Raw genomic sequence first — 25305 nt, 5'->3', positions numbered from 1 at the left:
CCCACGGAGGTTTAGCGTGCGAACGAAGGTATGTCTGGCGTTGCTTGTACTTGCTGCTGGCGTCCTGGCGAGTGCCTTCGTCTTCCGCACCGGCCCGCGGGACACCGCCGGGGCGACGGGGTCGACGGCCGCCCCGCCCCCCGTCCTCGACGTCCCGGCGGCCGTCGAACTCGGCCGCTGGCCCGGCGCCGAGCCCCGGCAGGTCCGACTCCAGATTGGGAACACCTCGGGTCAGCCGGTCCAGGTCGTCGGGGTGTTGGAGACCTGCACCCCGGGCGGGTGCGTCAAAACGTCCACCGAGCTGCCGGCCGTCGTGCCCCCGGGTGGGCACCTGGAGCTGGCACTGCTGTGTACGCGGTGGGAGCCCGGACCCTACTCGTGCAATTTCGAGATCTACACCGACATCCCAGGCTGTTTGGTGACGACCGTGCGATTGACCGGAACCGTCGAGTGACCCCCGTGGCGCAGCCGTAAGACCGTAGCACCGCAGGAGCCCTCTGATGGTCCGGCCACCGAGACGACGACCGTACTTCCTCCGTTCCGCCGGCTTCACCCTCATCGAACTGCTGGTGGTGATCGCCATCATTGCCGTCCTGCTGGGGCTGCTGGTCCCGGCGGTTATGAAGGTCCGGGAAGCGGCAGCCCGGACGCGATGCACCAACAACCTCCGACAACTGGGGCTGGCCCTCCACAACCACGCCGGCGCGCGGGGAGCCTTCCCCCAGGGGTTGACTCCGGCCGGATCTCCGGACCGAATGCCCAACCTGACTTGGCTGGCCCGCCTCCTGCCGTATCTGGAACTCGACCCGTTGTGGCGGGAGACCGGGCAGGCGTACGAGGCCGATTCGTCCCCGTTCGGGACCCCGCCCCACCCACCGATGTCTAAACCGGTTGCCGTGTTCGCCTGTCCGTCGGACGATCGGGCCGGTCGGGCGCAGGCCACCCGGAAGGACCTCCTCGTGGGGCTGACCAGCTACGTCGGCGTTTCCGGGCGGGACTTGCGCGAGTTCGACGGGATCCTTTTCCTCGGGTCGAATGTTCGGCCGGCAGACGTGACCGACGGCACCTCGAACACCCTCGTCGCCGGCGAGCGGCCGCCCAGTTTCGACTTCTGGTTCGGGTGGTGGTATGCGGGCTACGGGCAACTGGGGACCGGCTCCCTGAACTCCGTGTTGGGTGTCGCCGAGGTGAACGTGAAGGACCGCGGGACCTGGTACTGTCCGACCGGCCCGCACGCCTTCGGTCCGGCCGTGCCCGCAGACCCGTGTGCCATGTTCCACTACTGGAGCACCCACCCGGGGGGGGCGAACTTCCTGCTCGCGGACGGGTCGGTCCGGTTCCTAACGTACAACAGCCGCCCCATCATGAACGCCCTTTCGACCCGAGCCGGCGGGGAAACCGTCGTACTGGAATGACTACGATGTTGGACCGCGGCGGGACGACAGGGCGGGCCTACCGGTGCGTCGCGGTGGTCCTTGGGGCCGTCCTGGTTACAGCGGCCGTCTTGAAGCTCGTGTCGGCCTGGCAAGGGCACGCCGGGTTCGGGCCGTATGGCGGACGGGCCGTTTGGGCGGGGGCCGTGGCGGCCGAACTCTGTGTCGGGGCTTGGCTGGCCGCGGGAGCGGCCCCCGCCACGGCCCGGGGGGCGGCGGCCGCCATGTTCACCGTCTTCTTTGTTGTCGCCTCGGCGAAGGCGGCCGCCGGGGAGGCGACGTGCGCCTGCTTTGGGGCCGCCCGGATCGCACCGGCGGCCATGGCCGCGTTCGACGGGTTGGCTCTGGTTGCCCTGGCCGCACTGAAACCCCGGCCCCGGCCCGCGAGTCCCCGGTTCCTCGCGGCCGCGGCGGTATTCTCGCTGTCGGCCGCGGTCCTGGCGACCGGCGTCGGGCTGACGAGCCCCTCCACGGCCGGCGGACCGCATCCCCCTGCGGAGCTTCACCTCGGGGTGGTTAAGGCTGGCGGAACCGCACAAGGCGTGCTGAGAGTGCCGGTCGTACAGAACCAGTCCGGGCGACTGGCGCCGCCGAGCGTAAGTTGCGCCTGTTTGGCGGTCACCCAACAGGTGCAAGAGGGAGGAGAAGAGCAAACGGTTTTGCTTTCGATTTGCTTGGACTTATGCAGCAAACCAGAGTTTCGAGGAAGTCTCCGGATCGAAGTCGAAGGATCATGGGCCGACGGAAAACAAGCATATAATTGTTTTGTCCTCTGCGAAGTCCAGTAAACGTCTACCGCCATCCCTTTTTGCGCTCGTACCTCATCCTCAACCGTCCGGCTCGGATCATTCGTGAATGCGTGGGGATAACGACCCTGAGGTTATGTCTCCATTGGAACTGGGCGACATACTGGGACAGGAACCACTTACTCACGCCGCGGAACAAGCGCAAGAAGTTACGGAGCCCGGTGCCGGCGCCTCCCGTGATGTTGGTGCGCGTCTCACGAGCCCCGTCCCCGTCGTCATCCCGGACCCACCCGCGGTTGGCCGTCGCGCAACGAACCGGCTCATGGGTCCGATCGGCCTGGGGCAACCCGCCGTACCCTTCCGCCCGTCCGTGTTCGCCGCCGCGTTCGCAACCGCGGCCCCGTCACGAGCCCGTCCAGCGTCGCTTGGCTCGCGTGCCTGACGACCCGCGGCCGCGCATGTCCCGAGCCCCGATCGCCCCGGCCACGGCGGGCGGTCGTTGCCGAACGTCCCGTGCCCGCACCGCTTATTGACCCGGCGCCGCGGGGCACATCGCCGCGGTCGGCCCGGGCCGCCAGCCGGAAACGACCGCTCCCGGTATCACGCCGTCACGCGTTCGCGTCGGTGCCGTCGAGGTGCAGGTGCGGGCTCACCCCCTGGCCGCCGCGCAGCTCGATCACCCGGTCGGCGCGCCCCTGTGTCAGCAGGGCGGTGAGGTCCACGCCCATCTGCTTGAGCCGCTCCAGGTGCGCCCGCTGCCGCTCGTCGGCCCGGGCGCGCGCCTCCTGCTCGGCCTCCGCGTCCCGCCGCCGCTGCTCGCGCTGGGACGCGCGCTCCGCCTCCTTCTGGGTCCGCTCGGCCTCCTGCCGCTTGCGCGTCAGGTCGATCTCCGTGTCCACCTCGATCGCCTGCTCGGTCCGCCGGCGGGCGGCGCGGTTCATCTGCGCTGTGAGCTTGAAGTCCTCCAGATCCTGCGCCTGCTGCTCGGTGGCGCGCTCCAGTTGGAGTTTGGTGCGGGCCTCGATGGCCTGATCGTGCATCGTCTGGAGCCGCGGGGGCGCGTCGTACCCGCGGTACACCACCTTGTTGACCCGGTACCCGTTCTGCGTGGCGCGTGCCGTGAGCTGCCGGTACGCCTCAAGCTCGTTGAGCCGGCCCGTTTCCTTCTTGAACTCCTCGAACGTGCGGTGCCCCAGGAAGTCCACCACGTCCGAGGTGGCGGCGTTGATGAAGTCGCCGATCGGGTCGTGGGTGGTTTCCAGCATCCGCTCGATGTCGAGCAGCTCGAAGAACACCATCAGCTTGACGATCAGCACCGCGTCGTCGGCGGTGCGCACGTCCGTCACGTCGTGGTACATCTGGTCCGGCATCAGCCAGAGCTTCTGGAACACCAGCCCCTTCGAGACCTTCTTAGCGCCCTGCGAGCCGCCCTCGGCCCCGTGCCAGGCGAACGTGTGGAGCCACTCGCCGGGGGCCGGGACGAACTGCGTCGGGCCGTGGACCAGGCGCCGCGAGATCGGCTGGTTCTCGGCGGCCTTCGCGTACACCACGACCGCCTCTTTGGCGGCCAGTTGGAGCGCCTCCTGCCGGGAGACGCCCTCGTGGACGCGCGGGTCGAACCACAGCTCGGTGGGGCCGGCGGTGTGCTCCTGGCGGCCGTCCCGGAACCGCACCACCAGGAAGTCGCCGGGGTGCGCGACGAAGTGCCGCATCCGCTCGAACCGCCGGCCCCGCCGCCACACCCGCCGCGGCCCGACGATCACCTCCATGCGCCCGTCCTTGTGGATCATCAGCGCGCGCTGGCCCTCTTCGACGGTGTACCAGAACATGCCGCTTCTCCCGAAGTTCGGTGCCCGCTCCTCGCCCGGCTGCCGGGGGCCGAGGTCGTCGATTTCCTCACACATCGCCATCTCGGCGACGTCCGCCAGTTCGAAGTCGGTACTGTCCTCGGACCCTCTCAGGCCCTTTTTGACGTTAACGACCGATTGCGCGAGTCGCCGGGGTGCGTCGAGAGCCCGGTGCAGAAGCCGGGCGCCCGCACGCGTCCCCGCCGATGCAGTGGCTTCGACTGCGGTGTCGGCGAACTCGGTCAGGTACGAGTCGACCGATTCCGTTTCCGGCCGGCCGTACAGCCGGTCGATGGCGTCCCGGATCTCGTCCCGCGGGTACTGCGCGAACGCGATGTACTTGTTCAGGAGGAACGACAGCTTGTCCCGGAGCAGAACGTCCGACGGGTCCGCCGTGGCGACGTGGACCGTGCGGCCGTCGAGGCGCACGGCCAGGACGGTGTGCGCGCGTGCGACCGATTCGGGGATCAGTTGCACGACCGCGAGCGGCGGGGAGAGGGCCGGTACTTCGGCCGGCGCCCCGGTGGCCTCTTGCTCCGCGAGGTGCTGTGCGCCCCGGCGCTGGATCAGTGTGGGGATCATGTCGGGTGCCAGGGGCGGGCCGCAACACGCGCGGCCGTTACTCGTCTTCAATCGTCAAGCCGCACCACGAACCTTCCAGCTCGTCGAGCGTGACCCAGAACTCGCCCGGCCCGTACCCGTCGCGCTGGCGCTCCGCGGGGATGCCGTCGTCGCGGCCGTACGGGTTGCGGACCCGCGCCGTCCCGGCGGCGGGTTCGTACTCCAGCAGCCCGAAGCAGTGCTGCGGCGGCACCCAGCTCAGCTTCGGGGTCGTCCACTTTCCGTCCGACCCGCCCAGCACCATCAGCCGCCGCTGCGCGGTCGCGTTCTCCAACTGGCGCCGCAGCCACCGCCGCTTTGCGACGATGTAGAGCGGGGCGAAGCCGGCGCCCAGGGCGTTCGTGTAGCCCGCGCGGTTGTGGCCCGTCAGCAGCCCGATGCCCAGACCGTAAGACAGCATCCGCGGCGTCTGGGCGTCGCCCAGTTCCGCGTGCGCGGCGGCCTCCAGCGCCGCCGCGTACGGCGCGTCGTCCGCCCGGTCCGCCGCGACCGCGTGCGGCGCGCGGCTCGGGAACGTCACCACGAACGCGCGGCCCGGGCCTTCTCGCACCATTCCGGTGAGGGCTTCGGGGCGCTTGAACGCCAGTCCGTCGAGGGCGGCGCGGAACCAGCAGTTGTTCCACGCGCCCTGGCGGTGTGTGCGGTGGTCGATGCGCATCGCGCCGCCAATGTGCAGAAGGTGGAAGAGGTCACACCCGGAGCTTGATCTCTTCAAACGTGCTGGCGGACGGGTCCGCGCCGTCGCCCTCGAGCACGGCGCGGACCACCTGGTCCTGGCGGAACGGCTTGAACAGCACGTGCCGCATCCCGTCGGCCCGGGCCTTCACGATGGAGTGCGCCACGTCGTACCCGAAGCCGGTGGTGAGCGCGATCGTGGCCCCGGGGGACGCGGCCCGCAGGCGCCGGTAGCAGTCGTACCCGCCCAGGTCCGGCGGCTTCACCTCCTGGAAGATGGCGTCGTACCGCCCGTCCGCCGCCAGCGCGACCCCGTCGGCCCCGGTCGCGGCCGTCTCCACGGTCGCGCCGAGCCGCCCGAGCATCAGGTGCGCGGCCCGCCGGACCCGCTCGTCCGACTCCACCACCAGCACCCGCTTGCCGAGCAGCGGCTGGCTCCCGGGGGCCGGCGCGTCGGTCATGTCGCGGCCCACCTGCGCGATGCTGTCCTTCACCCGCCGCGCCGCGGTCAGGATGCGCCGCAGCCGGTCCGCGTCTTCGGGGGCGGCCCCGGCCCGCTCCAGCAGCACGCTCGCCCCGGTCAGGATCTCGTCGAGCGGCAGCGCGACCTCCTTGTTCACCGACTCGATCGACTGCCCGGCGGTGCAGAACTGCTGCGCGCTGAGCAGGTCCAGCGTGTGCAGCGCCGCCGCCACCTCCTTGCTGAACAGCTCCGTGAACTGGAGGTCGTCGGGGCCGAACCCGTCCGCCCGCGGGCTCTCGACGTTCAGCGTGCCGATCACCTCGTCCTGGAACTTGAGGGGGATGGTCATCGAGCTGCGGGCGCCGGCGGCGCCGGCGATGTAGTGCGGGTCGTGGGCGGTGTCGCGGCACAGGTAGCTGACCCCGGTGGCCGCGACGAACCCGGTCACCCCGTTGCCGGTGGGCCGCGCGTGCAGCACCCGCTGGGCCGCCTCCGGCAGCATCCCGTCCTCCAGCAGGGGCTTCAGCTCGCCCGTCGAGCGGTCCAGCAGCCGCACCTCGATCGTGTCGTAGTGGAGCAGGTCGCGGATGGTGCGCCGCAGGTTCGCCTTGAGCAGCTCGACCCGGGCCTCGACGTTCATCTCGGTGAGCTGGTCGGCGTCGAGCCCGGCGAGCTCGCGGCCGGCCGTGTGGAGCGCGTCGAGCTTCTGCTGCTGGGCCACCATCGCGGTGACGTCGCGGACCACCGCGGTCAGCCCGGACACCCCGCCGTCGGGGCCGAACACCGGGCGCACGTCGATCTCCAGGAACGGCTGGTCGGCGCGGCCGGGCCGGTGGACCCGGAGGGCGGTGGCGGCCCCGCGGCGGGCCGGGCTGAGCGGGTCGGCCAGGTCGTCCGGGGCGCCCGGGGGGACGGTCCGCGAGCCGGCCGGGCTCTCGAGGTTCTCGATCGACACGCTCTCGCTCCCCAGCGCGTCGAGCAGCGGGCGGCCGACCGGCTCGACCGCGGCGGCGGCCCGGAACACCGGGTTGGCCCACTGCACCACGCCCTGCGGGTCGAGGATCGCGAGCCCCCGCTCGATGTGGCTGATGATGAGCTCGTCGCGGCGCACCCGGTCGATCAGCCCGGCGACCACGTCCGGCGCGGCGACGACGGCCGCGTACCCGCCGGCGCGGAGCCGCCGGGCGACCTCGCCGGCGTCGGGCGACACCGGGTCGACGTCGGCGGTCGCCGCGAGCGCGCCGTCGAGTGGCACGGCGGACGGGCCGATCAGCAGCAGGCGGGGGCGCTCGGTCACAACACCTCCGGGAGCGGGCGGGTGGTGTCGAATTATAGCGATCCGCGGCGCGCGCCCACAAGCAGACACCCCCGAGTTCGTCGCGCCGACCGGCGGGGCAGGGCCGTCGGTTCCGGCGCGGCGGCTCCGGCGGCCCGGATTTCGCGCCCGGCGCGGATTTCCCCGCGCCAAACGCCGGCGCCGGTTACCCTTCCCGCGCCCGATAGAATAGACTGATGGTGAGGGGGACCCCCATGTCGGTCACGTCGGCCACACTCCTGGAACGGCTCCGCGACCCGCGCGACGCGGACGCGTGGGGCCGGCTCGTCGATTTGTACGCCCCCCTTATACGGGTGTGGGCGGAGCGGCTCAACGTGCACGGGGCCGACGCCGACGACCTGGTTCAGGAGGTCATGGCTGTGGTGGTGCGGCGGTTCCCGGAGTTCGTACACCCGGAGAAGCCGGGGGCGTTCCGCGGCTGGCTGCGGGCGATCGCGGCGAACTGCGCCCGCTCGATGTGGAAGGCGCGCCGGGTGCGCCCCACGGTCCCGGGCGGGTCGGACTTCGGGAGCTACCTGAACCGGCTCGAGGACCCGACCGACGACTTCGCCCGCGCGTGGGAGCGGGAGCACGACCTGTACGTGACGCGCAAGCTGCTCGACCGCATCCGCCCGGACTTCGAGAGCCGCACCTGGGAGCTGTTCGGGCGGTTCGTGCTGGACGGGGTGCCCGCCGAGGAGGTGGCCGCCGAGGCCGGGGTGACCGCGAACGCGGTGTACATCGCCAAGTCGCGCGTCCTGGCCCGGCTCCGGCAAGAGGCCGGCGGCCTGCTCGGGTGAGTTCGTGGCCGCCCGCAGCATTTCGCGTCGAACCTGAGCGCTCGCTCGCGCCCCGCACGAACGGTACGGAATTCGCCCCCGCCCGCCGGGCGACTTCCCGAAATGCTGACAGGTGCCCCGAATCGCGTGCCATCTTTTGGTCGAACGTCGAACGCCTGACCGTTCGAGGTTGCCGGGCCGAGCTCCGCCCGCGCCCGTCACCGCCGCCCGCGCCCCTGACCGATGAGGTTCGAGCCGATGCCCCCCACCTGCCCCACGACGGAAACGCTGGCCGCCTTCGTTCGGGGGGACCTGCCCCCCGACGATCTGGCCGCGGTCGCCGACCACGTGGACGGGTGCGCGGCGTGCGGCCGGGCGCTCCAGTTCGTGCCGGAGGACTCGCTCGCGGGGCTGGCCCGCGCCGCCGCCGCCGCGGACACGGTCCCCCGGTCGGCGGGGGGCGCGACGGCCATCGCGCCGGGGGTGACGGCCAGCGTGCCCGAGGGGTTCGCGGACCACCCGCGGTACCGGATCGTCGGCCGGCTCGGGGCCGGCGGCATGGGCACCGTGTACAAGGCCGAAGACCTGTGGATGGGGCGGGTCATCGCGATCAAGATCGTGTCCCCCCACCTGACCGCCAAGGCGTCGGCGATCGAGCGGTTCCGGAAGGAGATCCGGGTCGCGGCCCAGCTCAACGACCCGCGCATGGTCATCGCCCACGACACCGGCGAGGCCGGCGGGTGCCAGTTCCTCGTGATGGAGTACGTGGACGGGTTCAGCCTGGACCGGCTGGTCGCCAGGAAGGGGCCGCTCCCGGTCCACACCGCGTGCGCGCTCACCCGGTCCGCGGCCCTCGGGCTCCAGCACGCGGCCGAAAAGGGGATGGTCCACCGGGACATCAAGCCCCAGAACCTGATGGTCACGCGCAAGGGGCAGCTCAAGATCCTGGACTTCGGGCTGGCCCGGTTCGCGCACTCGGAGGCCGACGAGGGCGGGGCGGGCGGGCGGCTGCCGTTCGGGGCTGGTAAGGCGCTGGGCGGCGAGGGGCTGACGAACCCGCACATGCTGATGGGCACCCCGGACTACCTGTCGCCCGAGCAGGCCAAGAACTCGCACGACGTGGACCACCGCAGCGACATCTACTCGCTCGGCTGCACGCTGTACTTCCTGCTCACTGGGGTTCCCCCGTTCGGGGCCGCCGAGGCCCTGCTCGACAAGCTGCTGGCCCACACCCACGAGGCGGCCCCGTCGCCGTGCGACGTGCGGCCCGAGGTGCCCGCCGGGCTGGACTCGATCCTGAGCCGGATGATGGCGAAGCGCCCCGAGGAGCGGTACCAGACGGCCGCCGAGGTGGCCGCCGCGCTGCTCCCGTTCACCCGCGCCGACGCGGCCCGCGGCGAGCCCGTGTTCGAGGTGGTCGAGGCGGTCGTGGTGGCACCCGCGCGGGCCGCGAACTTCGCCCCCTCGGGGCCGCTGTCCGACACGGCCCCGGCCGCCCACCAACGGACCCTGGCCGACACCCCGGCGCCCCGCCCGCGGCGGCCCCGCAAGAAGAAGCCGTCCTGGTGGAAGCGGCGCAAAGGAACAGTGGTCACCGCCACAGTGGCGGCGGTGCTGCTGCTCGTCGGTGGCGCGGTTGCCAACACGGTTCGGAAGAAACTGGCGGACCCGGCTCCCGACGCAACCGCTGCGCTGAAACCGTCAGCGGGCGACGCGCCGCCCCGGGCGGCCGACGCGCAGCCCCGGCCCGATGTCCGCGACGAAAAAACAGACAAAACCGACCAGGGCGAAAAGCCCGACAAGCCCAGGGACGAGAAGCCACCGGCTCCCCCGCCACCGACCCCTCCACTGGTGATCGCTCCGCAAAAGAGGCCGCAGGTCCTATACGTGCTCCCGAGCGACGGGGTTAGCCTGAAGGAGTTCGGTGAGGTGCGCGACCACCTCGTGAAGAACGGCGTCACGGTTGTGACCGCGTCGCTCTCGGGCGATCTGGCCCGACCGGGACGGCGGCCGGCCGGGCCGCCCCTTCCCCCCGTTCCCGTCGATAAGGCGCTCCGGGCGGATATGGACCTCTCCGACTACGCCGCGGTGCTCTTCTGCGGCGACCGGGTGGACGAGTACGTGTCCGGCGGGCGCGGGGCGCAGGCGGCGGGCGCGGTGATTCAGCGGATGCTGGCCACGGGCAAACCAGTGGGCGCCATCGCCTCGGGGCTGGCGGTACTCGCCACCCACGGGACGCTCAAGGGTAAACGCGCGGCGCACAGTTGGCCCCTCGTGCGCGCGTACCCCAACGTGCCCTGGGACAAGCTGAACATCAACTGGGAAACCGGTGAAAAGGGGCGGGTGGTGGTGGACGACAAGATCGTGACCGCCGGCGGCCCGCGCGAGGCCGCCGAGTTCGCCGACGCCGTGCTCAAACTGATCGGCGAGAAGTAAAGCGGTTAAGGGCCACGTTTGCGCGCGGGGCTGCGCGACTGCTTATTTCGCTGTAAACGTTCACGCGCCAGACATGGAACGCCGGAAGAACTCCCAAATCATTTCGGTGGCGCGGATCGCGGTCGAGGGCGGGCCGGCGAGGCGCGGGTTCAGTAGCGCCCGGCCGCCGGGCCAGTGGTGCCCGAGCCCTTCGATCGTTACCGCATCGAACGTGACCGGGCCGGGGTACGTGTCCACCCGGACCGCCGCATCGTCGCTCCGGACAACCGGCGCCGCGGCGCACCCGAGCGCCCGCGCCCAGCGGTCGAGCGTGTCGTTGACCGGTGGGCGCCGCACGAGACGCTGGTTCCAGGGCAAACGCACGTCCCCGCCGCGGAGCGGGATCAGTAAGTCCTGTGTCCCAACTGTGTAGAGCGTGGGCACCGGGCGCGAAAGTTGCAGCTCACCGACCCAACAGTATCCGGCGACCGGCGCGATCGCGGCAACCCGGTCGGCGGCCTCGGCGGCAAAGCGGAACGCCATCCCGGCGCCGTTCGAGAACCCCGTTACGAACACGTGACGAGGATGGACTTCGTAACGATCAACGGCGTTATCGATAACAGCGGTCAGAAACTCAACGTCGTTTTGTTGTGGCTGTTGGAATAGCGGCGGGGAGCCGTCGTTCCACCGCGGCGGGTTCGTAAGGAACGTGGGAGGTACTGTCGGATCGGGCGGAAGTGCCTCCGGTACCGCAAGCGCAAAACCTTCACGGCGGGCGAGTTCGGACCAGCCCGTTTCCCGATCGGCCCATTCGGCCGTGCCGCCGGTGCCGGTCAAGAAGACCACGAGAGGGGCGCCCGGGCGGTTCGGGAAGATGAGCCATTCCCGAGAAAATCCGCCGATTTCTGACTGATTTCGTTCCACGGAGGCGTTTTAGTGAGTGCCGTCTGAGTCGGACGGGGATTCGCTCACCGGCCAGACTTCGGAAGCGTGCCAAGTTGCGCCGGCTGAAACCAGTTGCGCGGAAAAATGAGGGGCGCCGTTTGCGCCCAAGTGCAACTGGTGAAGGGCGGAAAAGTTTGCCGTGCGATTCCGCGCCCGGGGGCGGATGGTCGGGTATAATAGAGAGCCCCTGATTTAAGGGGATTTCACGCACGCGGCGAACCTTTCGTTTGTCGAGGGCGTCGAATTAAGGGCGGGGACACCCGCCGCTTGCGACCGGAACTGTTTTCTCGCGCGGGTCGGCCAGGAATTTCCGACCCGGGGCACCCCCTCACAACACAAACGACCCTGACACGGGTGCCAACCCGGAGCTGACGCTCCGGCGGCCCGTACCGCGACGCGAACGACCCCTGGCGACCCACAAGGCGGTCTCGAGCCCCGAGGGTGGAGAGCGAACAGGAACATGAACCGGATGACGCACAACGACGGCTTCACCGACCGCCCGGACGACGAGACCCGCGAGGATCTCGACGAGAAAGCTCAAGCGCGCGACGAGGACGACGACGATCTGGCCGACGAGTCCGACGAGGACGAGGACACCGCCCTCGAACCGGTCCGCGGAGACGAAGAGGGCGCCGCGGAGGACGAATACGCGAGCGGCCCGGACGACGCGCTCGGGCTGTACCTGCGCCAGATGGGCTCGATCCCGCTGCTGAACCGCGAGAAGGAGCTCGCGCTCGCGAAGCGGCTCGAGCACCACCGCAACCGGTTCCGCGCCGCGGCCCTGTTGTGCCCGCGGCTGCTGGACCGGGCGCGGGAGAAGTTCGAGCAGATCGCCGCCGGTCAGACGCCGATCGATCCCAACATCGATGCTTACTCGTCGGCGGACCTGCGGCTCACCCGGGCACAGATTCACGCCCGCCTCGCGACCGATTTGCCGACCCTCGGCGTGCTCCTCCAGCAGGACGCCGAAGTGTTTGCCGCTGGCGCCCGGGACGAGTACCGCGGCTCCCGCAGCGACTGGCAGCGGGACCGGTTTTTGCGGCTCGCGAAGTGCCGCCGGCTGGTCCACGAGCTGTCGCCGCGCACGGAGATCCTGGAGCGCTGGACTGACGAGCTGAACGACTTGGCCGACGAGCTGAAGCATTTGGCGATCGCGCACGCGGCTGCGTCCCCTGCGGACCGCGCCCGGCTCGGCCGGCAGCTCCGCGATGCCGAGTGCCGGGCCTGCATGACCGCCGACGAACTGGCGGCGCTGGTCCGGGTGCTGCGCAAGCGCCGGCTGGCCTATCAGGCGGTGCGCAAGGAACTGGCCGAGGCGAACTTGCGGCTGGTGGTGTCGATCGCGAAGAACTACCGCAACCGCGGGCTGCCGTTCTCGGACCTGATCCAGGAGGGCAACCGCGGGCTGATGCGGGCGGTTGACAAGTACGAGTGGCGCCTGGAGTTCAAGTTCGGCACCTACGCGACGTGGTGGGTGCGCCAGGGCATTACACGGGCGCTGCACGACAACGCCCGCACCGTGCGGGTGCCGTGTCACCAGATCAGCCTGCTGTCGCGCATGGAGAAGTTGCGGGGTGAGCTGACGGTGGCGACCGGCCGCGAGCCCACCTCCGAGGAACTGGCGGAGGCGCTGGGGGTGAAGCCCGAGGAGGCACGGAGCCTGCGTATCGTAGGCCGGCACCCGGTCAGCCTGAACGACTCGGTCGGCGGGGATGGGGAACGCGCGCTGGAGGACTTCCTGAGCGACACCCACATCTCCCCTCCCGGCGAGCACGTGGACGCTAACCTGCTGAAGGAGCGCATCGGCGAGGTGCTGAAGAGCCTGGCGCCCCGCGAGCGCGAGGTGATCGAAATGCGGTTCGGGCTGAAGGACGGTACCCCGAAAACGCTCGACGAGGTGGCGAAGCAGTACGGGATCACCCGCGAGCGCATCCGCCAGATCGAGGCCCGCGGGCTGTTGAAGCTTCGCCAGCCGACCCGCTCGTGCCGGCTCGAAGAGTTCGCCGACGCCGACGAAGAGTAATCGGTCCGCGCTGCGAAACGCCGCCGCCCGGCCCCTTCCGTGAAGGGGCCGGGCGGCGGCGTTTCGTAACGCGCTCTCGTTTCGGGGCTCTTATGCCTGAGGTCGCCCGCCGGGGCGACGAATTGTTCCAGTCAGCGATTGCGGCAAGCGACACACCTGCTGGCGCAAGCGGTTCGACCCGTTACTTTTTGGTTCTTGAGCCCAGTTGAAAGACGACCGCCGGACCACCCGGGCTGTTCGGGCACCGCTCGCCTTTGGTGCGGTCGCGCCCGACAATGCCTCCTCCCGCACGACGCACACAGAGACGCGGCATGACCGAGCCGGTACTGGCGACCGAGAACCTGACCAAAGACTACGGCTCGTTCCGCGCGCTCCGCGCCCTCACGCTGTCGGTGCAGCCCGGCGAGGTGGTGGGGCTGCTCGGCCCGAACGGGTCCGGCAAGTCCACGGCGCTGCGGCTCATGCTCGGCTTCATCCGGCCCACCGCGGGCCGCGCCACGCTGGCGGGGTTCGACTGCTGGTCCCAGAGCGTCGAGGCGCGCAAGCGGGTCGCGTACCTGCCCGGCGAGCTGCGGCTCTACGAGACGATGACCGGGCGCCGGCTCGTCTCGTTCCTCGCCCGGCTCCGCGGCGACACCGCCGGGCCGGAGGTCGAGGCTCTGGCCAAGAAGCTGGACATCGACATCGACCGGCCGCTGACGCAGATGTCGAGCGGGATGAAGCGCAAGGTCGCGCTGCTCGCGGTGCTCGTGCCCCGGGTGCCGCTCATCATCCTAGACGAGCCGACCAACACGCTCGACCCCACCATGCGGGACGAGCTGTTGGACCAGTTGCAGTCGGCCAAGGCGCGCGGCCAGGCGGTGCTGTTCTCGTCGCACGTGCTGCAAGAGGTGGAAGCGGTGTGCGACCGGGTGGCGGTGCTGCGCCGGGGCGAACTGGTCCACGTGCAGCACATGAGCGAGTTGCGCGAGGGGCGCGCGGTCCGCGCGCGGCTCACCGGCCCGGCCCCGGCGCGCGGCCCCGGCGGTACGGAACTCGGCCCCGACGAGCTGACCGGCGACGGGCGGTTGCAGCTCACGTTCCGCGGCCCGCTGCCGGTCCTGCTGGAGTGGCTCGCGAACCAGCCGCTCACGGACCTCGTCGTCGAGCCGCAAGGGCTGACGCCGATCTACAAGAAGTACCACGGGTGAGGTGCGGGCCACACTGAGAACCACGACCGCGCGTGGGCGGATCGTGCTAACCGACGAAAAGCAGCACCGCCCGGTATCCGCCGTCTTGAAGTGGTGATTTCAGCCCCTGTGGGTCGCGCGAGGAGCTATGACGTTCATTCTGGTTCGTAAGCTGCTGCGCGACGCGCGGGCCGCCCTGATCGTGGTGTGCCTGCTGCTGTTCGTGTTCGCCGCCTTCTGGGTGAAGATCACCCAGCGCGTCACGACGCAGATCGTTCCGGTGGCCCGACTGGTGTCGCAGCCGTTCGGCAACGAGAAGACGCTGGAGAAGGTGTTCGTCCGCGGGCCGAGTAAGGTGTCGCAGGCGGCGCTCGGCTGGGGCGAGGTGAACTTCAACCAGCCGGTCGATTTCCTGGCCATCGGCCTGCTGCACCCGGTGGTGCTGGTCGTGTGCCTCGTGTGGGGAGTGGGCCGGGCGGCCGGGGCGGTCGCGGGCGAGTTGGACCGGGGGACGATGGAACTGCTGCTCTCGCAACCGGTGCCGCGACACCAGCTCGTCCTCGCGCACCTCGCGGTCGATGCGGTGGTGCTGCCATTACTGTGCCTGAGCTTCTTCGCGGGCACGCAGTTCGGGCTGTGGGCGGCGGGCGACTTCGTGCCCGATTACGCACTGCTCGACGAGGCCGCCAAGGAGTCGCCCAAGCTCGCGTCGCTGCTCGACCTGATCCCGCTCGACCGCACCCCGCTCGCCGTGAACGCGCAGGGCGAACTTCTCGGGCTGGTGAATACGCTCGGGCTGCTGTTCGCCATTAGCGGGATGACGCTGGCGCTCTCCGCCCTGGGCCGCAGCCGGTGGCGGGTGATCGGATACGCGGTGCTGGTGCTGGTCGTGATGTTCCTGGCGAACACGATCGGCCAGTTGTGGGAGCCGGCGGGCTGGGTGCGGCCGTTCACGCTGTTCTACTACTACCAGCCGCAGCGCGCGATGATCGAAGGGGCGTGGTGCGTCGACCTGGGCAAGACGTGGGAGCTCGGCCGCCCGGTGCCGGTGCCGGCGGTCGGGGTGCTGCTGGCGGTCGGGGCGGCCGGGTACGCGCTGGCGCTGCGGGCCTTCACCCGGCGCGACCTGCCGGCCCCGCTGTGATCCGCAGCCGGTCGTTTCAAACGCGCCGGAGGGTTGTGCGGTACCCGGAGCGTGGCGGGCCACGCTCCACACTGTACCGGTTACGCGCAGCTCGCCGCACTTACTTCTTGGTCTTGAACACCAACAGGTACGGGACCGCCGAGCGGCCGTCGGCGTCCTTGAAGTTTCCGAACTTCTCGCTGTTCACCCAGATCGCATACGTCTTGCCGGGTTCCAGTTTCACCGGCAGCACGCAGGTTCGCTTGTCCGCGAGGTACTTCGGTTTGCCGTCCAGCGCCGGGAAGCTCTCCTCGGAAACGGTGCTCCACGACCAGGACTTGTCCTGCATGTCCTTGCTGAACGTGACCCGAATTTCGGTCACCTTCGGATCGACCTCTCCGGCCCCGGCCTCGGGAACGGTCTTCACGACCACCGGGGGAACGGAACCGAGGGTCACTTCGTCCGCCCGTGCGGCGCTGCCGCCGAGGCCGCACACCAGAGCCACAATGACCGCCGTCGTGCAATTCATGTGGTCGCCCTCCACCAGCCGGTCAGCGGGGCGCTGACCGGTCCGGTCGCTACTGAAACGGCGGTCCCCGCGGTCCAATTCAGCGCGTACCTCTCACACACAGCAATTCGCCCGCTTGGCTTCCTGCGGGATCGGTTCACCGGCGAACGTGCCGCTGGCTCGGAGCAGAACGGAAGAGCGGGACCGCCACCGGTGCCATCAGGTTTAGGGAGGGACGTGTCTGCGGTCGTGAGGTCTCCGCAGTGCCTAATGTGCCGGCCGCGGCTTCGCGCGGAGAGTTGCGCCGTCACGGCCGCGGTGCAGGCCGGTAGGGCCAGTGATGACAACTGCCGGTTGGGGATCTGGTCCGTTCAATCGCACTGCGCCCTTCCGGTGGTGCTTGTATTCGCGTGTGTCTCCGGAACGGCCGTTACAGGCCCGGCTGATTGCAACTGGGGCACCAACGGGACATTTGCTGGCCCTCGACTGGCGGTTCGCTACCCATTCGCTGGGTGGCTACCACCCTCCGAAATCGAGTGCCTACGCCCCGGGCGTAACGCGAGTCGGTCGTGGTAATGTCCAAAGAGGCGCGATGCAAGGCTTTTTCCCGCAGATACTTGCACGCAATTCGGTCCGCGCGGGCAATTCGCCTGCTCACGCGACAACCGGCCCGGGTCGCCCCGCGTCGCACCTGCCCGACGCGGGACAAACTTCCGGAAGCTCGGTACGAGGGAATAGTGGTGGAGATTTGCCGAAGGTGCGGGCCGCCGCCCGGATCGGGCGGGGGTAGCCGGTCCGAAGGGGCCGGGTTCGGATCTGAAGCGAGGCCGAAAGCCGGGTGTTCGCGCCGCGGCTGATCGGGTATCGTGTGAGCCGCTATACTAGCCCCACCCGGTTCCCTTCGATCACAACCACTGGAGTGTTGCGGATGTTGCGTGCGATCCGTCTGTTCGTCGGTGCGGCGCTGGTTCTGTTCGGCGGTACGCTGCTCGCGCAGGCGCCCAAGGACGCGCCCCAGGCCGAAGGGTACTTCCCGCTCAAGGTGAACGCCAAGTGGACCTACAAGGTCGGCGACAACACCATTGAGGTCAAGGTGGTCAAGGTGGACAAGGTCGGCGGCGAGGAGCAGTATCAGGTGGACACGGTCGTCGGCAAGGACCCGAAGACGAGCGAGTGGTACACGGTCAAGGGCGACGGCGTGTACCGCGTTCGGGTGAAGGACGACAAGCTCGACCCGGCCGTGAAGGTGCTGCCCCTCCCGATCAAGAAGGACGCGACCTGGGACATCAACAGCAAGGTCGGCACGCAAACCGTCAAGGGCGCCATGAAGGTGCTCAACGACAAAGAGAAGATCAAGGTCGGCGAGACCGAGTACGAGGCGGTGTTCGTGGAGGGCAAGGACCTGGACATCGCCGGGGCGAAGACCACCGTGCGGCTGTGGTTCGCCAAGGGGAAGGGCATCGTGAAGGAAGAGTTCGTCCTCCAGACCAACGAGGTCGTGAAGCTCGAACTGACGAAGTACGAAGAAGGGAAGTGAGTTCCGCTCGGCGGGCGGCGCGGCCCGGGCCGCGCCGGCGCTTCTGTGCGGCCCGCCCTTGTCGGCCCGCGGTGCCGACCCGATCTCGGGCACCGGCGACGGAATTGCGGTCGGTGCCATCGGCCGTGTATGGACACCTCAAAGCCGTTGGCGACTCGGTCCGCGCGTGCCACTCCCGCCGGAGCGCGGCGAACATTTTTCCGACCGCGCGGCGCGCGAGTCGCCTCACGTTCGTTGCGGCAGTTCTACCCGATTCCAACTTCGCCGGGCGCGGCGCGTGCCGCGCATCTTGAGGTTTGGGCTGCGGTCCGGATAATGTCCGTGCGCAACTTCCCCACGCGCCGCCATCATGGTCCTCACTTGCCCGCACTGCCACCGCTCGCTGTCCTCCGTGTCCGCGGACGGGCCGCCGCAGTTTTGCATGTTTTGTGGGCACAAACTCACCGGCAGCACCCACCCGCCGGCCGCCCGCACCCAGACGTTCGCGCCCGGGGCGGACGCGCTCTCGGATGCACCCGACGAAGACGACCTCCCGGGCGCCCCGGAGCCGGCGCTGAAGGAAATCGGCGGGTACCGGATCGGGAAGCTCCTCGGGGCCGGGGGCATGGGGTCCGTGTACGAGGCCGAGGCGCTCGGAACCGGGCGCCGGGCCGCGGTGAAGCTGCTGTCGTCCCGGCTCGCGTCCAGTCCGTCGTCGGTCGAGCGCTTTCGGCAGGAGGGGCGGCTCGCCAGCCAGCTCGCGCACCCGCGGTGCGTGTTCGTGCTCGCGGCCGACACCGAGCACGGCCGCCCGTACATCGTCATGGAGCTGATGCCGGGCCGCACGCTCAAGGATCTGGTCGATCAGGGCGGCCCGCTGAAGCCGCACGAGGCGATCGGCCGCATCCTCGACGTGATCGACGGGCTGATGGAGGCGCACCGGGTGGGCATGATCCACCGCGACGTGAAGCCCTCGAACTGCTTTCTCACCGAAGACGGCCGCGTGAAGGTGGGGGACTTCGGGCTGTCCAAGTCGCTCGCCGGGAGCGGCGCGAACCACCTGACCCAGACCGGCGCGTTCCTCGGAACGGTGCTGTTCGCGGCGCCCGAGCAGATCCGCGGCGAGCCGCTCGACTACAGCTCCGACGTGTACTCGGTCGCGGCCACGCTGTACTTCCTCCTCAGCGGGCAGGCGCCGTTCCACCACGACAGCGCCGCGACCGCCCTCGCCCGGGCCATCTCGGACCCGGCCCCGCGGATCCGCGCCACCCGCCCCGACGTGTCCGAGCAACTCGAGCGAATCATTCTGCGGGGGCTGGAGCGGGACCGCGCGCGCCGCTGGCAGACGCTCGACGACATGCGCGAGGCGCTCGCGAACCTGCTGCCCGAGCGCCAGCGCGCGGGGCGGCCCCGCGCGCTGGTCGGCGCGTACGTGCTCGACCGCATCCTGCTGGCGTTCATCGTGTTCCCGGCGGAAGCTGCCCGCATCTGGGTGACCGAGGCCGGGGCCAGCAAGATCGACGTGCTCGAGCTGCGGTGGCTCGCCGTCAGCATCACGCTCCTGTACTTCGGGCTGTTCGAGGGGCTGCTCGGGGCGACGCCCGGGAAGATGCTGTTCGGGCTGCGGGTGAGCCGGACGGGTGAGACCGACCCGCCCGGGGTGCCCCGCGCGCTCGCGCGCACGTTCGTGTTGCACGCCGTGCTCGCGTGCTTTTTCCTCGTCCCCGACTGGGTGAGCGAATTCATCGGGACGCGGGGCGGCGGGGCGGTTCGCGGGATCATGTTCGGGATCGGCGCGCTGGCCCTCTCGGTCCAGCTCCGGAAGCGGTTCGGGTTTCGCGGCCTGCACGATTTCGCGAGCGGGTGCCGGGTCACGCAAGTGCCGCTCCGCGCGCGTCGGCTGCGGCTCCCGGTCGCGCAGCCGACGCCGATCGAAACGCTCCTTCCGCCCACGCCCGAGGCCCTTCCGGAGGCGGTGGGCGGGTACGTGGTGAACGGCCGCCTCTCGGCCGATCCCGCTGGCGAACAGGTTTGGATCGCGGAGGACCGCGCGCTGGGGCGCAAGGTGCTCCTGTGGTTGCGACCGTGGGGCGGACTCGCATCGGGCGCAGAACCGGCGCGCACCACACGGTTACGGCGCCTGGGGGCCGGCAGCGTCGGGTGGGGCGAAGCGGTGTACGACTGGACCGCTTACGCGGCCCCGCTCGGCGGCCCGCTGATCGAGGCCGTGCGCCCGGGCGCCCCACTCCCGTGGGCCGATGCGCGGCTCCTGCTCGAGCAGCTCGCCGAGGAGTTCCGCGCCGCAGAGGCCGACGGCTCCGTGCCGTCGCGCCTCGCGCTGGACCACGTGTGGGTCGAACCCGCGGGGCGGGTGCAGGTGCTCGACTTCCCGCTGGGCACGATCCGGTCGCGCCCGGGGCCGCCGTTGCAGGTGCTCCGCGAAGCCGCGGCGCTCGTCCTGGAAGGGAACCCCCGGCACACGCGGGTTCCCGTCGCGGCCCCGCTCCCGCCGCACGCGGCGCCGGTGCTCGACAGGCTGTTCACGACGGACCCGCCGCTCGCGGAGTTCCAGAAGGAATTGGCCGATACCCACGCGCACAAGCCGGAGGTGACGCCGGCCATGCGGGCCGCGCACCTGGGCATTCAGGCCCCGCTGCTGGCGGTGCCGCTCGGCTCCATGTTCGGGTTCGCGTTCGTCGTGTCGGTGATGACGACTTGGCTCGCGACGAGTTCCGTCGAGATCGCCGAGCGGGCCGCCGCCGGGTTCACCGATCCGGACGCACGGGCCAAGCTGTCCGCCGGCGACGGGGACGCCCGGACCGCGCTGAACGACCCCCGCGCGCGCGGGCGGGTCGAGGAGGTGCTGGAACGCGCCCGGGCGGACGCGTACACGCGCCGGGCCGCGCTGTTCGCTCCGCAGCGGAACATGCTGGAACAGGGCGAGCTGGCGCTGCCCGACCACGGTGTGGCGGCGGAGGAGCACGACGCGGCCGCGCGGGCGCTGCTCGCGTGGGCGGGCGCCACCGACCGCGGCGACGACCTGCCGTGGGGCAGGCTGGAACCGCTGCTGGTGCTGTTCGGGGTGGTCCCGCTCGGGTTGGTCGCGGTTGCGGCGGTGCTGCGCGGGGGCGCGTCCATGATGCTCGCTGGCATGGCGATCGTGCGGGCCGACGGCCGGCGCGCACGCCGGTGGCAGTGCGCGCTGCGGGCGGCGGTGGTGTGGGGGCCGCTGTCGGCGCTGCTGCTCGGGTGTGCGGCGGCACAGATCTACGCTCCGCACCGCCCGTACCTGGCCGCCGGGCTGTGGCTCGCCGGGGTGGTGCTGCTACCGGTCTACGGGGTGATCGCCCTACGATACCCGACCCGGCCCCCGCAGGACCGCATCGCCGGGACGTACCTCGTCCCGGTGTGATCTCGTTCGCGCGTTTTGGTTCGGGCCGCTGGAAGGGCCGGGCGCCCCGGTCGGAACGCCCGGACGACGTGTCGCGCGCGGCTACTTCAGCTCTTTGATGTACACGTTGCGGAAGTCCACGCGGACGTTGTAGCTCTGGAACCCGACGTGCCCCTTCTCGCGCTTCAGGCCGGGGTGGTTCTTGTCCGCCTTCGCCTTGTAATCGTCCAGGTTCGCGTTGACCAGCTCGACGTCGTTCTGCGTCACGGTCACCTTGCGGCCGTCGCACACGATCTTGACCGTGTTCCACTCGCCGATCTTCTTGTTCTTGGCCGCCTTGGCGGGCTGCACGTCGTAGATGGAGCCGGTGTGCTGGTAGTCGGCCAGCTTGGACTTGTGGACCCCTTCCCAGCCCTCGTCGTCGATGAGCTGGATCTCCATGCCCTGGTACGCCGGGTCGCCCTTTTCGGGCGTGCGCAGGCCCACCCCGCTGTTCCCGCCGGCCTTCGCCCACTTGTACTCGCACCGGAACTCGAAGTTGGCGTACTCCTTCTCGGTCAGCAGGTACCCGCCGCCGCCGCCCTTGCAGACGATGAGACCGTCCTCGACGCCCCACGCGTCGGCCTTGCCGGTGGGCTTCCACCCGCTCAGGCTCTTGCCGTCGAACAGCGCGGTGAAGCCTTCCGGCGGTTTTTCGGCCGGCTTGGGCTTGTCGTCCGCGCGCAAGACCGCGGCGCACACCGCGACCGCCAGAACGCCGAACCGCAACGCAGTTTTCATGTGGGAACTCCTGAGTGCCGCGGCGGAGGGACGGGCGCGCGGCTCGGATGGTGGGAGGGACCGACGACATCTTACCCGCCGGGCGTAGAATGGCACGAAGAACCTCTCCACCCACCCCTCCCTGAGGAAGCGAGCCGGAGAGAGGGCCGCCTGGAGAACACATGCGCCGATTCATGATGAAGTCGAAGCTGCACCGCGCCACCGTGACCGAGACGAACGTCGAGTACGAGGGCAGCCTGACCATCGACACCAACCTCCTCGAGGCGGCGGACATCCTGCCGCACGAGCAGATCCACGTCTGGGACGTGACCAACGGCACGCGGCTCGTCACCTACGCCCTCGAGGGGCCGCGCGGCAGCGGCGTGATCTGCGTCAACGGGGCCGGGGCGCACCTGATCCGCACCGGCGACATCGTCATCATCGCGACGTTCGCCGAGTTCGAGGACGCCGAGGCCCGCAAGCACCAGCCCCGCGTCGTGTTCGTCGATCCGAAGAACCAGGTCAAGGCGCTGGCGGCGGTGCCGGGCGCGGTTCCGGGTTGAGCGGCCCGAGCAGCACCAGCAGCGCGAACGCCAGAACCCCACCCGGTCGGTAGTAATCGAAGACCGGGTTCGTACTGTCGAACGGAATCGTTTGCACCGCCAGTAGCAGCACCGCCGCACATCCCCACCCGCGCCGGCGCGCGGCGAAGAGGTCACGCACCCACGGCACCGCGATCGCCAGCGTGAGCATTTCATAGGCCAGCACCTGCGCGCAGACGGTGGCGCCCGCGACCGCCGCGGCGCACGCCCACCCGGCTGATGGCAACTGCCCGGCGGCGCGGCACCGCCCCAGCACCAACCCGCCCCACACCAGGTAGCCCGCGAGCGTCGTCACTGCGGTCAGCTCGATCACCGGGCCGCCGAGCGACACGAGCAGCCGGTTCCAACTCGTGATCTGCGGGTTGAGTTCGGCCTGGTTGTACCGAACCGCCTTGTGACCGGTCGGCAGGTAATCGAGGTAGTCCTTCAGGAACAGCGGCGACCCGCCGGCGACGGTCGCCCCGATCAGGTTCAGCCCCGCGACCAGAGCGGCCAGCGCCAGCGCCCGTTTCCACCCGCCCAGGTACCACGCGAGCGGTATCAGTGGCAGCGCCACGTGCGGCTTCACGAACGGAACCGCCCACAGCAGCACCCCGAGCGCCGGGCGGTTCCGCGCGAAGCACCACAGCCCGGCCGCCACGCACCCGACCGAAACGATGGTCACTTGCCCGACGAAGGTGATCGCCAGGACGAACGGGTTGAGCACGAGCAGGAACGGGACGACCAGCCTGCGCGCGCCCGGACGGACCGGCGCGTCGGATCGGCGGAAGAGGTCCGGGATCGTGACGATACCGGCCGCGGCGAACCCGAGCGCGATGCCCCACGCCACTTTCGCCGCTGGCCACGGCACCACCGCGAACGGGGCGAACGTGAGGATCGCCAGCGGCGGGAGGAAGTACCCGCAGTTCCGGACGAAACTGTTCTCGCCCGGGGCTTCCGGGTTCTCGTCCGGGAACTGCGCCGCGGCGAGTTCTCGGATGCGGGAGAGATCGTAGGGCGATTCGCCGCGCAGCCCGATCGCGGCCCCGGCGCGGTAAATGAACAGGTCGGGGAAGTTATTCGTGGCGAGCGCCAAATACAGGCCCAGCGCGCCGAGCAGCACCGCGGGAACGAACCGAAGACCGCCACCCGGCCCCGTGTCCGTCCGAGAGGTGTCCGTACCCTTCTCATCGGGGCCGGGGCGGGTAGGTCCGTTCCCGCTCGCGGGGCTGTTAGCCGGCAGATCAGGCATTACCCACCCCTAATTCGACTCAGTTTGGTAGTTCTGGAAGTCCGCCACGCGCCTGGCGTGGTGACCGACCCCGGTTTTCGTTCCCCGCGCCGAAACGAACGGTGCGAGCCGGCTCGGGCACAAACGTTTCCACTGCAATACGTTACACGGCATCATATCGAGTCGTCGGCTTTCGTTCTGATCGGCTTCGAGAGCCGTATCCGGGCTCGGAAGCGTGTGATTCGGTGGTCGCTGCACCCCAGCGGGCCGGTAGCGAATGGGTAGCTGGCTGGCAGCGAATGTCCTGTCGGTGACCCATTCGGGGGCCGCCGGTGCCGGGGTGTAACCCTCGTTACAGCGCGCCGTGCGAGCCGCGGGCCAGGGCAACTCCGCAACTCGGTTCGCTGCCCCTGTCTACCAACCGGCACTCCCCCGCGCGCAAATGAAGAGGGAGGGCCTTGATACCCCGGAAGGGCGACCAGCCAGCCGCCAGGGGCGCAAGCCCGTGGTCGAGCAAACGCCCCCTAATACCAGATGGCACGCGGTGGATGGCGCGCGGCGAAAAGCCTGCGGAGACGCGAGCCCCGGTGCGCCCATGCGGTCGGGCAACGGCAAAAGTTTTCCACTACGAGCTTGACAACTTCCCTGCGGCTGTAGATTATTCCATCCGCAGAACTCAAACGTCTAGAAATCGCTGGTGTATTTAGGCTCACATACTCTTCACACGATGCGCATAAATGTGCTCGTTCCTTGCCCGGGAGTTTTGGCTTGAACCGCTCCGCCCACATCCCGTCCGTGTTCACTCGGTTCCCCCAGCTCCTCGCCCTCCGCGATCGCCTCGCCGGGCTGATTCGCACGCGCCGCGCGACGGCGCCCGTGCCGACCAGGTTGGGGTTAGAGGCGATGGAAGAGCGGCTCGTGCCGGACGGGCGGCCCCTTCCTTTTCCTGTGATATTCGCCGGATCGGGCGAGAGTCATGCCGCGGTGGTGAAGGCATACGATGCTGACACCGGGAACCTGCGTTGGTCGAAGACCGTGTTCGGCGACGGGTTCGAGGGCGGGGTGCGGGTGGCGGCCGGGGACATCACCGGTGACGGCATCCCGGACGCGATTGTGGCGCCCGGGGCCGGGCTGGCGCCGCAGGTGAAAGTGCTCGACGGCACCACCGGCGGGGTGCTCGACGGCCCGCTGGGCAGCTTCCTGGCGTTCGGGACCGAGAACAATGGCGGGGTGTTCGTGGCGTCCGGGGACGTAAACGGGGATGGGCGCCAGGACGTGATCGCGACGACGCTGACGGACTTCGGCCCGCGGGTGAAGGCGTTCAGTGGAGTGGACGGGTCGGTGCTGAGCGACTTCGCGGTCCCGGGGGCTGCGTTCGCGGGCGGCATCACGCTGGCGGCGGCCGACTTCAGCGGGGACGGGAAGGCGGAGGTGGCGGTGGGCGGGTCCGGGGGCCGGGTGCGGGTATACGACCCGCTCACTGGAACCCTGGCGGGCGGCGGCCTCGGCGAACGGTTCCTGACCCCGTTCGGGACCGGCTACGACGGGCCGGTGTTCGCGGCGAGTGATGAGTTAGCGGGCGATGTAGACGGCGATGGAGTTCCGGACCTAGTAATCGGCACCGACGGGAGTATCACGCGGGTCCGGGTGTTCAGTGGGGCAACCGGAGCCGGATTATACGACTTTGAGCCGTTCGGTCCTGGAGCCACCGGCGGGGCGCGCGTCGCCCTGGCATACGCGGACGATGACGACCGCGCTGACATTA

19 protein-coding genes are annotated in these 25305 nt (G+C 69.9%); 12 read left to right on the top strand and 7 right to left on the bottom strand.

Annotation, left to right across the window (positions count from 1 at the left end):
• Positions 1 to 16: 16 nt before the first annotated feature.
• The 3 genes from R5W23_RS20990 to R5W23_RS20980 all read left to right on the top strand — a co-directional run bounded on the left by R5W23_RS20990 (position 17) and on the right by R5W23_RS20980 (position 2221).
• Positions 17 to 454, top strand: a complete 438-nt coding sequence (locus R5W23_RS20990) for a hypothetical protein (RefSeq protein WP_320687971.1) — start codon at positions 17 to 19, stop codon at positions 452 to 454.
• A gap of 46 nt (positions 455 to 500) precedes the next feature.
• Positions 501 to 1415, top strand: coding sequence for a DUF1559 domain-containing protein (locus tag R5W23_RS20985; RefSeq protein ID WP_320687970.1), 915 nt, complete (start codon positions 501 to 503; stop codon positions 1413 to 1415).
• A gap of 242 nt (positions 1416 to 1657) precedes the next feature.
• A complete protein-coding gene (locus tag R5W23_RS20980; protein ID WP_320687969.1) occupies positions 1658 to 2221 on the top strand; it encodes a hypothetical protein in 564 nt (187 codons plus the stop codon).
• Positions 2222 to 2787: 566 nt separating this feature from the next.
• Here R5W23_RS20980 and R5W23_RS20975 read toward each other — a convergent pair.
• From R5W23_RS20975 to R5W23_RS20965, 3 genes are read right to left on the bottom strand one after another with little or no spacing between them, the layout of a single operon-like run.
• Complete coding sequence (locus tag R5W23_RS20975; protein ID WP_320687968.1) at positions 2788 to 4608, bottom strand: GspE/PulE/PilB domain-containing protein; 1821 nt, start codon at positions 4606 to 4608, stop codon at positions 2788 to 2790.
• A 37-nt stretch (positions 4609 to 4645) separates the two neighbouring features.
• Positions 4646 to 5305, bottom strand: a complete 660-nt coding sequence (locus tag R5W23_RS20970) for a hypothetical protein (RefSeq protein ID WP_320687967.1) — start codon at positions 5303 to 5305, stop codon at positions 4646 to 4648.
• 31 nt (positions 5306 to 5336) lie between these two features.
• Positions 5337 to 7082 carry a GAF domain-containing protein gene (locus tag R5W23_RS20965; protein ID WP_261190591.1) on the bottom strand — a complete coding sequence of 582 codons (1746 nt, stop codon included), beginning with the start codon at positions 7080 to 7082 and terminating at the stop codon, positions 5337 to 5339.
• A gap of 233 nt (positions 7083 to 7315) precedes the next feature.
• Between R5W23_RS20965 and R5W23_RS20960 the strand changes: the two genes are divergently transcribed.
• Positions 7316 to 7900 (top strand): RNA polymerase sigma factor, encoded by a 585-nt coding sequence (locus tag R5W23_RS20960; RefSeq protein WP_261190592.1) that lies wholly within the window; start codon positions 7316 to 7318, stop codon positions 7898 to 7900.
• A 237-nt stretch (positions 7901 to 8137) separates the two neighbouring features.
• Positions 8138 to 10315, top strand: coding sequence for a protein kinase domain-containing protein (locus R5W23_RS20955; protein ID WP_320687966.1), 2178 nt, complete (start codon positions 8138 to 8140; stop codon positions 10313 to 10315).
• Positions 10316 to 10375: 60 nt separating this feature from the next.
• Here the strand turns inward: R5W23_RS20955 and R5W23_RS20950 are convergent, their stop codons facing one another.
• Positions 10376 to 10837, bottom strand: a complete 462-nt coding sequence (locus R5W23_RS20950; RefSeq protein ID WP_320687965.1) for a hypothetical protein — start codon at positions 10835 to 10837, stop codon at positions 10376 to 10378.
• A gap of 862 nt (positions 10838 to 11699) precedes the next feature.
• Here R5W23_RS20950 and R5W23_RS20945 point away from each other — a divergent pair.
• The 3 genes from R5W23_RS20945 (at position 11700) to R5W23_RS20935 (ending at position 15575) form a co-directional block, all read left to right on the top strand.
• Positions 11700 to 13262 (top strand): RNA polymerase sigma factor RpoD/SigA, encoded by a 1563-nt coding sequence (locus R5W23_RS20945; protein WP_320687964.1) that lies wholly within the window; start codon positions 11700 to 11702, stop codon positions 13260 to 13262.
• A 311-nt stretch (positions 13263 to 13573) separates the two neighbouring features.
• The gene (locus R5W23_RS20940) at positions 13574 to 14452 is read left to right on the top strand and encodes an ABC transporter ATP-binding protein (protein ID WP_320687963.1); all 879 of its coding nucleotides are present in this window, start codon (positions 13574 to 13576) and stop codon (positions 14450 to 14452) included.
• A gap of 127 nt (positions 14453 to 14579) precedes the next feature.
• Positions 14580 to 15575, top strand: a complete 996-nt coding sequence (locus tag R5W23_RS20935) for an ABC transporter permease subunit (RefSeq protein WP_010045579.1) — start codon at positions 14580 to 14582, stop codon at positions 15573 to 15575.
• Positions 15576 to 15675: 100 nt separating this feature from the next.
• Here R5W23_RS20935 and R5W23_RS20930 read toward each other — a convergent pair whose 3' ends face one another.
• Positions 15676 to 16083, bottom strand: coding sequence for an Ig-like domain-containing protein (locus R5W23_RS20930; protein WP_261190247.1), 408 nt, complete (start codon positions 16081 to 16083; stop codon positions 15676 to 15678).
• 907 nt (positions 16084 to 16990) lie between these two features.
• Here R5W23_RS20930 and R5W23_RS20925 point away from each other — a divergent pair.
• Positions 16991 to 17599, top strand: coding sequence for a hypothetical protein (locus R5W23_RS20925; RefSeq protein WP_261190246.1), 609 nt, complete (start codon positions 16991 to 16993; stop codon positions 17597 to 17599).
• 349 nt (positions 17600 to 17948) lie between these two features.
• The gene (locus R5W23_RS20920; protein ID WP_320687962.1) at positions 17949 to 20990 is read left to right on the top strand and encodes a protein kinase domain-containing protein; all 3042 of its coding nucleotides are present in this window, start codon (positions 17949 to 17951) and stop codon (positions 20988 to 20990) included.
• Positions 20991 to 21071: 81 nt separating this feature from the next.
• Here the strand turns inward: R5W23_RS20920 and R5W23_RS20915 are convergent, their stop codons facing one another.
• A complete protein-coding gene (locus R5W23_RS20915; RefSeq protein WP_320687961.1) occupies positions 21072 to 21749 on the bottom strand; it encodes a 3-keto-disaccharide hydrolase in 678 nt (225 codons plus the stop codon).
• A 161-nt stretch (positions 21750 to 21910) separates the two neighbouring features.
• On the opposite strand from R5W23_RS20915, the gene panD reads away from it, so the two are divergent.
• Positions 21911 to 22291: an aspartate 1-decarboxylase gene (gene panD / locus R5W23_RS20910; protein WP_010036049.1), complete on the top strand. Its 381-nt coding sequence runs from the start codon at positions 21911 to 21913 to the stop codon at positions 22289 to 22291.
• On the opposite strand, the gene R5W23_RS20905 is transcribed toward panD, so the two are convergent.
• Entirely contained in the window at positions 22251 to 23561 is a 1311-nt protein-coding gene (locus R5W23_RS20905; RefSeq protein WP_320687960.1) for a glycosyltransferase family 87 protein, read from the bottom strand. The two genes, panD and R5W23_RS20905, sit on opposite strands and share 41 nt — an antisense overlap.
• Positions 23562 to 24308: 747 nt before the next feature.
• On the opposite strand from R5W23_RS20905, the gene R5W23_RS20900 reads away from it, so the two are divergent.
• The coding region (locus R5W23_RS20900; RefSeq protein WP_320687959.1) for an FG-GAP repeat domain-containing protein at positions 24309 to 25305 on the top strand (997 nt) is incomplete at its 3' end.

Source organism: Gemmata algarum, from assembly GCF_034097035.1.
GTDB lineage: Bacteria > Planctomycetota > Planctomycetia > Gemmatales > Gemmataceae > Gemmata > Gemmata algarum.
Note: the sequence above shows the minus strand (reverse complement) of the source record. Positions and strands in the feature narration are given on the sequence as shown.

What these genes read in the sequence shown, in the direction of transcription:
- R5W23_RS20985 (WP_320687970.1), top strand. Translation starts at nt 501, where the DNA reads ATGGTCCGGCCACCGAGACGACGACCGTACTTCCTCCGTTCCGCCGGC.
- R5W23_RS20980 (WP_320687969.1), top strand. Translation starts at nt 1,658, where the DNA reads ATGTTCACCGTCTTCTTTGTTGTCGCCTCGGCGAAGGCGGCCGCCGGG.
- R5W23_RS20975 (WP_320687968.1), bottom strand. Translation starts at nt 4,608, where the DNA reads ATGATCCCCACACTGATCCAGCGCCGGGGCGCACAGCACCTCGCGGAG.
- R5W23_RS20970 (WP_320687967.1), bottom strand. Translation starts at nt 5,305, where the DNA reads ATGCGCATCGACCACCGCACACACCGCCAGGGCGCGTGGAACAACTGC.
- R5W23_RS20960 (WP_261190592.1), top strand. Translation starts at nt 7,316, where the DNA reads ATGTCGGTCACGTCGGCCACACTCCTGGAACGGCTCCGCGACCCGCGC.
- R5W23_RS20955 (WP_320687966.1), top strand. Translation starts at nt 8,138, where the DNA reads ATGCCCCCCACCTGCCCCACGACGGAAACGCTGGCCGCCTTCGTTCGG.
- R5W23_RS20950 (WP_320687965.1), bottom strand. Translation starts at nt 10,837, where the DNA reads ATGGCGTTCCGCTTTGCCGCCGAGGCCGCCGACCGGGTTGCCGCGATC.
- R5W23_RS20945 (WP_320687964.1), top strand. Translation starts at nt 11,700, where the DNA reads ATGAACCGGATGACGCACAACGACGGCTTCACCGACCGCCCGGACGAC.
- R5W23_RS20940 (WP_320687963.1), top strand. Translation starts at nt 13,574, where the DNA reads ATGACCGAGCCGGTACTGGCGACCGAGAACCTGACCAAAGACTACGGC.
- R5W23_RS20935 (WP_010045579.1), top strand. Translation starts at nt 14,580, where the DNA reads ATGACGTTCATTCTGGTTCGTAAGCTGCTGCGCGACGCGCGGGCCGCC.
- R5W23_RS20930 (WP_261190247.1), bottom strand. Translation starts at nt 16,083, where the DNA reads ATGAATTGCACGACGGCGGTCATTGTGGCTCTGGTGTGCGGCCTCGGC.
- R5W23_RS20925 (WP_261190246.1), top strand. Translation starts at nt 16,991, where the DNA reads ATGTTGCGTGCGATCCGTCTGTTCGTCGGTGCGGCGCTGGTTCTGTTC.
- R5W23_RS20920 (WP_320687962.1), top strand. Translation starts at nt 17,949, where the DNA reads ATGGTCCTCACTTGCCCGCACTGCCACCGCTCGCTGTCCTCCGTGTCC.
- R5W23_RS20915 (WP_320687961.1), bottom strand. Translation starts at nt 21,749, where the DNA reads ATGAAAACTGCGTTGCGGTTCGGCGTTCTGGCGGTCGCGGTGTGCGCC.
- panD (WP_010036049.1), top strand. Translation starts at nt 21,911, where the DNA reads ATGCGCCGATTCATGATGAAGTCGAAGCTGCACCGCGCCACCGTGACC.
- R5W23_RS20905 (WP_320687960.1), bottom strand. Translation starts at nt 23,561, where the DNA reads ATGCCTGATCTGCCGGCTAACAGCCCCGCGAGCGGGAACGGACCTACC.